This is a genomic window from Alysiella sp., assembly GCF_030525755.1.
GTDB lineage: Bacteria > Pseudomonadota > Gammaproteobacteria > Burkholderiales > Neisseriaceae > Simonsiella.
On sequence record NZ_JAUNEC010000058.1, the window covers coordinates 1 to 10308 of the forward strand.

A 10308-nucleotide genomic window follows, 5' to 3' on the forward strand; every position below is an offset into this window, starting at 1 on the left:
AACATAATCACTCCTGCCTATTTTCTCGCCATTTTCAATTTTGCGTTCAGAGACGGATTCGGTTGCAGCAAAAAGGTTAAATAAGGCATATACGCCCACGCCGACAATCGCAATTTGGGCGAGAACGAGAAGGGTAAATAATTGGTAGAGGCTGTAGAGTTTGGGCATAGCGATAATTCTATTTTGCAAAATGTGAAGAAAAAGAGACCGCTTGCTGCCATTTTGCAAAGTTCTCATCCTCATTTAAGGAAGAAGGCGAAGGAAATTGAAACAAAGAATGTGGTTAATTTTTTCATAAGGCAACGCTGTACTCTGGTTTAACAAGCCAAATTCTGTAAAAGTTCTCCTTAACCTTACTGATGCAACAACCATTCAAAATCCATTTTGTCATGCATGTACAAACTGAATGACAAAACCACAAAAAGAATATTTCCATCAAACCATTTTGGCTTCCTCTTGCAAAACCCGCAAAGCATATTCTGCATCTTTATCGCCCTGCTCTGCCGCCAATTTCCACCATGTTGCTGCTTGAATGGCATCTTGTACCACACCATTACCTTCTGCATACAATAAACCCAAATTAAATTGCGCGGTCGGTTCACCTTGTTCGGCAGCTGCCTGAAAATACGCAGCAGCCTGAACGTAATCTTGCTCTACCCCATGCCCTTCTACATAATGAAAACCCAAATTGGTTTGCGCGTCCATATTACCCAATTCAGCAGCTTTTCGGTAATAATTTAAGGCTTTAGCAACATCAGGCGCACAACCCAAACCATCATCAAACACCACGCCCAAATTGTAAAGCGCGTTATCGTCATCTTGCTCTGCCGCTGCTTGCCAATATTCAACTGCTCGCGCATAGCTTTGTGCTACACCCAAGCCTTCAGCATACAAACGCGCCAAATTATTTTGGGCATCAGCATCACCTTGTGCCGCAGCATGTTCATACCATTTAACTGCAGCAACATGGTTTTCATTGTCGTCATGAAGTTCAGCCAAAGCAAATTGTGCGTCCATATCACCTAATTCTGCTGCTTTTTCATACCACTTAGCTGCCTGAACATCATCAACTGATACCCCCATACCATTTTGATACATAAAACCAAGCTGATATTGAATGTCTGTATCACTCTCTGCGTAACGCAGTAAAATGGGTAATGCAGCTTTGTAATCACCTTTATCAATATTGGCAAAAGCGGTACCCAGTTGCAAATCTTTTAAACTGTATGACATGGTTTTCTTTCTTAAATTTAGGTTTGTTGCTGCCTGAAAGGGGTTTCAGGCAGCTTAATAAAATGGACTGGCTTTAATCAAACAAGCCAAATGGGCTTTGATGCCACTGGACAAAGTGTTCAAGTTGTACCCCCCTTCCAACACCGACACAATCCGACCATGCGCATAACGATTAGCAAGCAACATGATTTTTTGGGTAAACCATTCATAATCATCATCATTTAAATTTAAATGCCCCAAAGCATCGCCTTGATGTGCATCAAAACCAGCTGAAAGCAAAATCATTTGTGGTTCAAAAGCCTCCAAGCGTGGTAACCACGAGCGTACGACATCACGGAATTCATTACTGCCATCGCCTGCTTTCAAAGGCGTATTCACAATATTTAGGCTACCTGAAACATTACCCTCACCACAAAATGGGAACAAAGGTGATTCAAACGAAGAGAAAAACAACACACGGGGGTCATTACGAAAAATGCTTTCTGTACCATCACCATGATGCAAATCAAAATCCAAAATCGCCACCCGTTCCAAACGATATTGAGCAATCGCATGCATGGCAGCAACAGCAACATTGTTAATAAAACAAAAGCCACCCGCACGGTCGGTATAAGCATGATGTCCTGGTGGACGAATGGCACAAAACGCATTTTTTGCCTGTTTTTTCATGACCATATCCACCGCTTTAATTGCCGCACCTGCTGCAAAACGCGCTGCTTTAAGCGTATCTCGGCTTAAATAAGTGTCTTCAGCAATTTTCACACTGCCCCCATTTTCAGGTAGCTTGTGTTCCAAAAATTGCAAATATTGACCCGTATGTACACGCGCCAATTGCACATCTGTGGCTTCAGATGCAGAGATTTTTTGTAATAAAGACCACACATGTGAACGGCGCAACAGTTTTTCTACCGCCAAAATTCGTTGTGGATTTTCTGGGTGTTTGCTGTCCACAAAATGTGTCAAACATTCAGGTGCAGTTATCCAAGCAGTTCGCCCCTTGATATTCAATAAACGCAAGACCTTGGCACGCCAAAAACGGTATTGGCGCAACAGCGGACGAATACATGACTCAATTTGGTCAATAAAATAATGAAATTTATACATAAAAAGGTTTCAAGCAACATTCAGGCTGCCTGAAAATGAATGGTTAGTATGATGATAAATGATGAGAGCAAGCCACCCTAAACTAGGTGGTCAGATTATTTCTTATCCAATAATTCATATTAAGAGGTTATGATGCCTATTTTTTATTGCTTTCAGACAGCCTACCCACGCCGTCGCTCAATTTCCACGCCTACTTCACGCACCTCACTCAAAATCCCTGGCTTCACGATTTTTACCCGTACCCATTGCACATTAAACTCATCCAACAATAACGCTGCTGAGTATTCTGCCAAACTTTCCAATAACAGAAAATCACGTTCCGCCAATTCCTCACGCAAACGCGCGCACACCACACCATAATGCACTGTATCGCCAATGTCATCATTATCAGCTGCACGTTCAGGCATGGCAATGTCCAAATCAAAAATCAAGGTCTGTTTTTGCATACGCTCCCAATCATACACACCGATTAAGGTTTCCACTTTCATGCCATGTAGGAAAATTTTGTCCATTTGATTAAGTTCCGTTAGAATAGCGAATGTCGCGCCGTTTATCTAAAATTCGGCATATTGTAAACGAAAACGGGAGTGCTCGTATGTTCTTCTTGGAAATCTTGATTGTTTTAGTGGCTTATTTTATTGGCTCGCTTTCTGCTGCTTTAATTGTGTCAAAAAAACTCGGTATGCCCGACCCACGAAGTTACGGCTCAGGCAATCCAGGTGCCAGCAATATGCTCCGCAGCGGTCGCAAAGATGCTGCCACCATGACCTTAATTGGCGATGCACTTAAAGGTTTGGTTGCCGTTTTGATTGCACGTTGTTTAGCATCATGGCTAGACTTGGGTGCAGGCATAGTGGCTTGCTCTGCCATTGCGGTAGTTGCGGGACACATGTATCCCATATTCTTTGGGTTCAAAGGCGGCAAAGGCGTAGCAACCGCATTAGGGGTATTACTGGGTATGTCATTCTGGGCAACATTCTGGGTGGTTTTGATTTGGGGATTTGTTGCATTCAAATTCAAAAAATCCTCACTTGCCGCTCTGGTGGCAGCCGCCTTTGCGCCGATGATTACTTTTATCGTATTGCGTGAACACCACGTTACCTCATGGGGTTGGGCAATTACTGCTATTGCCATTTTGGTCTTCATTCGCCATCGCAGCAACATCTGTCGCATGTGCAAAGGCGAAGAATTGCTGATTGCTACCGAAGTCAAAAGTGAAAACAGCACAACACAAACCGATGATGCCAGCAATCACACAGCAGCAAACGATGCAAGCAGCAATGTACTGGAAGAAACCGTGATTGTTTCAGCAGAACAAGAGCCCAAAGAAACGGCAGTGGCTGACGAACAAAATCACACCAGCAATACCATTACAGAGGAAAAAACAAATGCAACTGCAGAGTCTACTCCTAAATAAGGCATCTTAAAACAGCCTCTTCCCAACATATTCAATAGACTGCCTGAAATCCTGTTTCAGGCAGCATAAAAAGCCACTTCAACCCTCTCTTTTTCCTTTCAGGCAACATGAAAACCCAACGCCACCTAACCGATTGGCTCACTCATTTAGAATCTGCACACAACAATGGCTTAATTGACATGGGCTTGGAACGTGTTTCGCACGTTAAAACCGCCATGCAGCTTACGCCATCATGCCCCGTTATCACAGTTAGCGGCACTAATGGAAAAGGTTCTGTGTGTGCTTTTTTATCGCGCATCTACACCGAAGCAGGTTACAAAGTTGGCACATTAACCAGCCCACATCTTTTGCGTTTCAATGAACGCATTGCCATTAATTGTCAAGCTCTTGATGATGAAACCATTGTTACCGCATTTGAGCGAATTGAAAACACGCGTGGTAATACATCTTTAACTTATTTTGAATTCAACACATTAGCAGCCGTAGACATTTTCCAGCGTGCCAACGTGGACATCATGATTTTGGAAGTAGGTTTAGGTGGGCGTTTAGACGCAGTCAATATTTTTGATGCAGATTGTGCTATCATTACCAGCGTAGATTTAGATCACCAAGCCTATTTGGGCAATACAATTGAACAAGTAGGCTTTGAAAAAGCAGGGATTATGCGTACAAACAAACCTGCTATCATTGGACAAAACGCCCCCGAAAGTTTACAAAATTATGCAACCCAAATTGGCGCACATTTACTGTTACCCAAACGCGATTACAATTACACCAAACTGGAAAACCAACAATGGTCTTTCCATTTCCACCCCATTTCAGGCAGCCTCAATATCGCAACACGCAACCGCAATGCACTGCCCATACCCGCCTTACGTGGAACTTATCAAATAGGCAATGCAGCATGTGCTTTAGCAGCAATTGAATGCCTAAATCCATTATTACCTGTGGACATCGGTGCAATTAAACGCGGTTTATTATTAGTGGAAAACGCAGGTCGTTTCCAAGTTTTACCAGGTCGTCCACTTACCATTTTGGACGTGGGACATAACCCCCATGCCGCACGCGCTTTACGCCAGAGCCTGATTGCCCTACCCTTTGCAACAAATCGCATCGCCGTATTCAGTATGTTGTCCGACAAAGACATAGATGGCGTTTTAACCATCATCAAAGACCAATTTGACGAATGGTTTGTCGCGCCTTTACATCTACCACGCGGCATGAATGCCACTCAATTAAGCGAAAAATTAAGCCAACACGGTATTGAAAAAATCAAAATGTTTGACAACATTCAGGCAGCCTGTGCAAATGCTTTATCCCAAGCTACGGAAAATGATAGAATTGTGGTATTTGGCTCATTTCACACCGTAGCCGAAGCCAATACAATTTGTCGTTAATTTTGTTTCAGGCTGCCTGAAACCCAGTTGCCAACATTATCAAGCAGTCGCCACTTCAATTTTATGAAAGAAAGACACACCATGACTCGCCAAGCCCCACCAGCCGTATTCGGCAGCGTTTTCCATTCTGAAATGCCCATGATTGCCTACCAAAATGGTGCTTGGCAGTCTGTAACTTGGCAAGCCTCTAACCAACTCACTCTTGCACCAGGCGCACACAGCCTGCATTATGGCAGTGAATGCTTTGAAGGTCTCAAAGCATTTCGCCAGATTAATGGCAAAATTGTGTTATTTCGTCCCGAAGCCAATATCACACGCATGCAACAAAGCGCGCAAATTTTGAATTTACCACAACCCCAAAAACAAGCATTTATGGAAGCATTGTTAGAGCTAACTCGCCGTGCTGCCGATGAAATTCCCGATGCACCAGGTTCATTGTATTTACGCCCCACACTGATTGGTACAGACCCCATTATCGGCAAAGCTGGCGCACCTTCCGATACGGCTTTGCTCTACATTCTCGCCTCCCCTGTTGGCGATTATTTTAAAGCAGGTTCGCCTGTCAAATTATTGGTAGAGACCGAAAATATTCGTTGCGCACCACATATGGGGCGAGTTAAATGTGGCGGCAACTACGCATCAGCCATGCCTTGGGTACTCAAAGCCAAAGCCGAACACGGTGCAGCACAAGTTTTATTCTGTCCCAAAGGCGATGTACAAGAAACAGGTGCATCCAATTTCGCCGTTATTTATCAAAATGAAATCATTACCAAACCACTTACCGATGAATTTTTACACGGCGTAACCCGCGATTCAGTACTCAAAATCGCTGTAGACATGGGCTACACAATCAATGAACGCCATTTTACAGTAAACGAAATGCAAACATGGATTGAAAACGGGGCAGAAGCTATTTTAACAGGCACTGCAGCCGTGATTTCACCTGTAACATCATTGGTCATCGCTGGCAAAGAAGTGGTAGTTCAAAATACCGAACACGGTAATCGAATCCGCAAAGCCATTACCGACATTCAATATGGTCACGCCGAAGACAAATACGGTTGGCTGCTTGAAGTAGCCTGATTTTCAAGCAGCATCAATTCAAAACCACCTGAAATCTCGTGTCATATTTTCATTTTAGGCTGCCTGGAATCCCTAAATTGACTAAATGTCTTAACAGCATTTTCAGGCAGCATAAATAAGGAAGATTCATGAATACCGAAAAAAATCCCAATCTCTTTCCTAATGATGAAACACAAAACACCTCCGAAACAACCGAAGCAGAATACACTCAATTAAAACAAAAAAATCGCCGTCGCTTAATTGGTGCTGGCGCAATAACGCTATTGGTAGGTGGTTTATTCACCGCCATTTTAGGTACTTCAAGCAACAGTACCAACCCCAACAGTACAACAACTTCATTAACAGCATCTTCTGTGGCAACGTCATCTATACCCATATCTGCCCCTGCCATTCCTATGGCATCTGATACCTTAATCACAGCTGTAGCTTCTGGCACCATTGACTTAACAACAAAACAAACAGACGCATCCGCTGCTTTACCTGTTGCATTAAACGATGTCCAAACCATCACGCCCCAACATGATGCCAGCAGTATACCCACAATTCAAATGGCACCCACATTAAACAGCGCACCACCTGCCGTGCAGGAAAGCCATCGCCGCCATCTTCAAGAACACGAAGCCAACAACCCAACTCATAACACAACTACACAAGAGCAAAAACGTCAAGAATGGCAAGCACAAGTAGCAAAAGCAGAAGAAGAACGACAAAAACGCATTCAAATGACTGCAGAAAAAGCACGTAAACAAGAAGAAGCCGCCAAACAAGCACGCCAAGATGAACGCGTCCGTTTAACAGAACAACGCAAAAAACAACAGCACATTGCCAACCAAGCCAAAACCCCAGCAGCCCAACCTGCGCCAATATCCAAAACATCAGGCACAAACACAACATTACCGAACGGCAAATTCAGCGTACAAGCAGGGGCATTTGGTACACGCACACAAGCCGACAAAGTGCGTGGCAAATTGGCTTTATTGGGTTATCGTTCTGTCATCAGCGAAGTCAAAACTGCCAAAGGGACTTTATTCCGTGTTCAAGCTGTGGGATTTCAAAACCACAATGAAGCTCAAACTGCTGCCCAAAAAATGCAAGCCAATGGCTTGGGTGGTATGATTTTAGGCAGGTAACATCCATGCCCGAATTGGCCCTCACGACTTTTGATTATCTGGCGATCGGGACAATTCTGATCTGTTTGGCTTTGTCCGCCACACGCGGTTTAATGCGTGAATTGTTGGATTTTACAGGTTGGGTAGTCGCCCTAATTTGTGCACGCATGTTCGCATCATCGGTAGCAGATGCCTTTTTAATCAATATGAAACCGCGTGAATTAGCAGTAGTTTGTGGTTTTGTCTTGGTTTATATTTTGGTGCGAATTGGCGTAGCTTTGATTCAACGTAGCTTGGATTTTGCCATTAAAACCACCAAACTCAGTTCACTCAATCGTTTTTTGGGTGCTTTATTGGGTGTGGTAAAAGGCATTTTGATTGTCAGTATTGCAGTATTATTTTGCTCATTCAGCAGCCTGCCTGAAAACGAAGCATGGAAAAACGCTCAAACCGCCCCATTTTTTGAAAGTCTTGCTGCATTTAGTATTCCCTATTTACCTGATTTTTTAAAAAAACAAATTCATCTTTCTGCCCATGATGGTCTCAAGCCACTGCCTTTAACAGCACCCGATTCAGGCAGCTCACCATCTTTACCTTCGGAGTAAACTCATTATGTGTGGTGTATTCGGTTTAGTAGCACATGAACCCGTTAATCAGCTGCTTTATAATGGCCTGCAAATGCTGCAACATCGTGGTCAAGATGCTGCAGGCATTGTTACCACCCAAAACGGCAGCTTCTATATGCACAAAGGCAAAGGCATGGTGCGCGAAGTTTTCCGCACCCGCAATATGCGGGATTTACATGGCAATGCAGGCATTGCCCATGTGCGCTATCCCACAGCAGGTAATGCAGGCAGCCCCGCAGAAGCACAGCCTTTCTATGTCAGCTCTCCTTTTGGCATTGTATTGGCACATAATGGCAATTTAACCAATACAGAAGAATTAACACGCCATGTATGTGATGAGTATTTACGCCACATCAATACCCAATCTGATTCAGAAGTTTTACTCAATGTTTTGGCGCATGAAATTCGCACAGCAATAAGCCAAAGCAATACACCTCACTCTTTAAGCATTGATGCTGTTTTTCAAGCAGTTAAACAAATTCATTGTCGTGTACGCGGTGCATACGCAGTTGTTGCACTCATTGCAGGCTACGGTATGCTCGCATTTCGTGACCCCAACGGCATTCGCCCATTGGTACTCGGTAAACATGAAGAAAAAGGTCAAACTGCCTACGCCGTTGCATCAGAAAACATCGTATTCAGCAGCATGGCATACGAAACCATACGCGATATTGAACCTGGTGAAGCTGTATTCATTGGTTTTGATGGTACTTTTCACAGTCACCAATGTGCTGAGAAAAATATTCTAAATCCTTGTTTATTTGAATATGTTTATTTCGCCAGACCCGATTCCGTAATTGATGGCGTTTCTGTTTACCAAGCACGCGCCGATATGGGCGTTACGTTAGCAGAAAAAATCAAGCAAACCATTTCACTTGATGAAATTGATGTCATTATGCCCATTCCTGATACCAGTCGTCCCTGTGCCATGGAATTGGCACGACATCTGAATAAACCCTACCGCGAAGGCTTAATCAAAAACCGCTACATCGGTCGTACTTTCATTATGCCAGGTCAAGCCACACGCAAAAAATCTGTACGTCAAAAACTGAACCCCATTCCCAGCGAATTTAAAGATAAAAAGGTTTTATTGGTTGATGATTCGATTGTACGCGGTACAACCAGTCGTGAAATCGTGGACATGGTACGTGAAGCAGGGGCAAGTAAAGTCTATTTTGCTTCTGCTGCCCCCGAAGTACGTTGGCCCAATGTTTACGGCATTGACATGCCTACACGCGAAGAACTAATTGCGAATGGACGCAATGCAGATGAAATTGCCAAAGAAATCAATGCAGATGCCTGTATATTCCAAAACCTAGATGATTTAGAACACACTATTCAAAAACTCAATCCTGCAATTACAGGTTTTGATTCTTCATGCTTCAACGGCCACTACATCACAGGTGATATTGATGAAAACTACCTAGACAAATTATCAAAAGGCTCACACATTCCTAGACCTAAATCCATTTCCGGCAGCAAAATTGACCACAATGTCAGTATCATCAATGACCATGATGAATAATTTATTTCTCTATCTCAATCAAGACAATGAACAAATGACACGGTGCGTTGTCTTGATTAAAAATATTAGGGCTGCCTGAAACCCAAACAGAAATACTTACCTTAACTTCAAATATTAAAGATCCCCCCCATTTCAATCATGCCACAATTTCTGACTTATTTGCGCCCTGCACAATATGACGATTGCGCGGCCATCTACTACGTTCATCGTCATGCCGTACGTTATACTTGCCTACAATCCTATGATGAACAAATCATGCACGATTGGCTACAACTAATAGACCAAGACATTTACACCGATACAATTGATGCATCAGACAAAACTTTATGGGTTGCAGAATTTCAAGGACGCATTCAAGGTTTTGTACAAGTGGACTTTCAAGAAGCTCAACTGGACGCATTGTATGTACACCCTTTTTTACACAACAAAGGTTTAGGTACAGCCCTACTACAACGCGCAGAACAACTTGCCGCAGACAATAATTTAAGCATATTAAGCCTATTTGCATCAAAAAATTCCATTCCTTTTTATCGTCTCAATGGCTACGACTCTCTGGGTAAAGCAGCAGTTCCCATTAATCCCAAAACAAAAATCAAGTGCCAATTGATGAGAAAATTCTTATAATCCCTAAAATAAATTGAGAAAACAAAATCCTACTGCATTTCTTCATATTTCAAATTGACACAATAAACACTTTTCATTATAATTTGATTTTTCGGAGTAATGGCTGAGAGGCTGAAGGCACTCCCCTGCTAAGGGAGCATGTGGACTAAAATCTGCATCGAGGGTTCGAATCCCTCTTACTCCGCCAAAA

Annotated in this window: 9 protein-coding genes, 1 tRNA gene and 1 pseudogene; 8 read left to right on the plus strand and 3 right to left on the minus strand. The window is 43.1% G+C overall.

From position 1 onward, the window contains the following. Positions 1-435: 435 nt before the first annotated feature. The 3 genes from Q4B82_RS08620 to folB all read right to left on the minus strand — a co-directional run bounded on the left by Q4B82_RS08620 (position 436) and on the right by folB (position 2849). The gene (locus Q4B82_RS08620) at positions 436-1233 is read right to left on the minus strand and encodes a tetratricopeptide repeat protein (RefSeq protein WP_303066050.1); all 798 of its coding nucleotides are present in this window, start codon (positions 1231-1233) and stop codon (positions 436-438) included. 54 nt (positions 1234-1287) lie between these two features. Then, entirely contained in the window at positions 1288-2337 is a 1050-nt protein-coding gene (locus tag Q4B82_RS08625) for a histone deacetylase family protein (protein ID WP_303066051.1), read from the minus strand. 161 nt (positions 2338-2498) lie between these two features. Next, positions 2499-2849: a dihydroneopterin aldolase gene (gene folB / locus Q4B82_RS08630; RefSeq protein WP_303066052.1), complete on the minus strand. Its 351-nt coding sequence runs from the start codon at positions 2847-2849 to the stop codon at positions 2499-2501. Between the two features lie 83 nt (positions 2850-2932). Here folB and plsY point away from each other — a divergent pair. The 8 genes and pseudogenes from plsY to Q4B82_RS08670 all read left to right on the plus strand — a co-directional run. Continuing rightward, positions 2933-3526 (plus strand): annotated as a pseudogene (gene plsY, locus Q4B82_RS08635) (glycerol-3-phosphate 1-O-acyltransferase PlsY); the annotation flags it as partial. A gap of 335 nt (positions 3527-3861) precedes the next feature. Then, positions 3862-5151 carry a bifunctional tetrahydrofolate synthase/dihydrofolate synthase gene (gene folC / locus Q4B82_RS08640; RefSeq protein ID WP_303066053.1) on the plus strand — a complete coding sequence of 430 codons (1290 nt, stop codon included), beginning with the start codon at positions 3862-3864 and terminating at the stop codon, positions 5149-5151. A gap of 81 nt (positions 5152-5232) precedes the next feature. Continuing rightward, entirely contained in the window at positions 5233-6234 is a 1002-nt protein-coding gene (ilvE, locus tag Q4B82_RS08645) for a branched-chain-amino-acid transaminase (RefSeq protein ID WP_303066054.1), read from the plus strand. A gap of 128 nt (positions 6235-6362) precedes the next feature. After that, the gene (locus Q4B82_RS08650; protein ID WP_303066055.1) at positions 6363-7364 is read left to right on the plus strand and encodes an SPOR domain-containing protein; all 1002 of its coding nucleotides are present in this window, start codon (positions 6363-6365) and stop codon (positions 7362-7364) included. 5 nt (positions 7365-7369) lie between these two features. Next, positions 7370-7948, plus strand: a complete 579-nt coding sequence (locus tag Q4B82_RS08655; RefSeq protein WP_303066057.1) for a CvpA family protein — start codon at positions 7370-7372, stop codon at positions 7946-7948. Positions 7949-7955: 7 nt separating this feature from the next. Next, entirely contained in the window at positions 7956-9494 is a 1539-nt protein-coding gene (purF, locus tag Q4B82_RS08660) for an amidophosphoribosyltransferase (RefSeq protein ID WP_303066059.1), read from the plus strand. Positions 9495-9632: 138 nt separating this feature from the next. Beyond that, on the plus strand, positions 9633-10118 hold the full coding sequence (locus Q4B82_RS08665) for a GNAT family N-acetyltransferase (RefSeq protein WP_303066060.1): 486 nt from the start codon (positions 9633-9635) through the stop codon (positions 10116-10118). A 93-nt stretch (positions 10119-10211) separates the two neighbouring features. After that, positions 10212-10305 (plus strand) — tRNA-Ser (locus Q4B82_RS08670). Positions 10306-10308: the final 3 nt, after the last annotated feature.

What these genes read in the sequence shown, in the direction of transcription:
- Q4B82_RS08620 (WP_303066050.1), bottom strand. Translation starts at nt 1,233, where the DNA reads ATGTCATACAGTTTAAAAGATTTGCAACTGGGTACCGCTTTTGCCAAT.
- Q4B82_RS08625 (WP_303066051.1), bottom strand. Translation starts at nt 2,337, where the DNA reads ATGTATAAATTTCATTATTTTATTGACCAAATTGAGTCATGTATTCGT.
- ilvE (WP_303066054.1), top strand. Translation starts at nt 5,233, where the DNA reads ATGACTCGCCAAGCCCCACCAGCCGTATTCGGCAGCGTTTTCCATTCT.
- Q4B82_RS08650 (WP_303066055.1), top strand. Translation starts at nt 6,363, where the DNA reads ATGAATACCGAAAAAAATCCCAATCTCTTTCCTAATGATGAAACACAA.
- Q4B82_RS08665 (WP_303066060.1), top strand. Translation starts at nt 9,633, where the DNA reads ATGCCACAATTTCTGACTTATTTGCGCCCTGCACAATATGACGATTGC.
- folC (WP_303066053.1), top strand. Translation starts at nt 3,862, where the DNA reads ATGAAAACCCAACGCCACCTAACCGATTGGCTCACTCATTTAGAATCT.
- Q4B82_RS08655 (WP_303066057.1), top strand. Translation starts at nt 7,370, where the DNA reads ATGCCCGAATTGGCCCTCACGACTTTTGATTATCTGGCGATCGGGACA.
- purF (WP_303066059.1), top strand. Translation starts at nt 7,956, where the DNA reads ATGTGTGGTGTATTCGGTTTAGTAGCACATGAACCCGTTAATCAGCTG.
- folB (WP_303066052.1), bottom strand. Translation starts at nt 2,849, where the DNA reads ATGGACAAAATTTTCCTACATGGCATGAAAGTGGAAACCTTAATCGGT.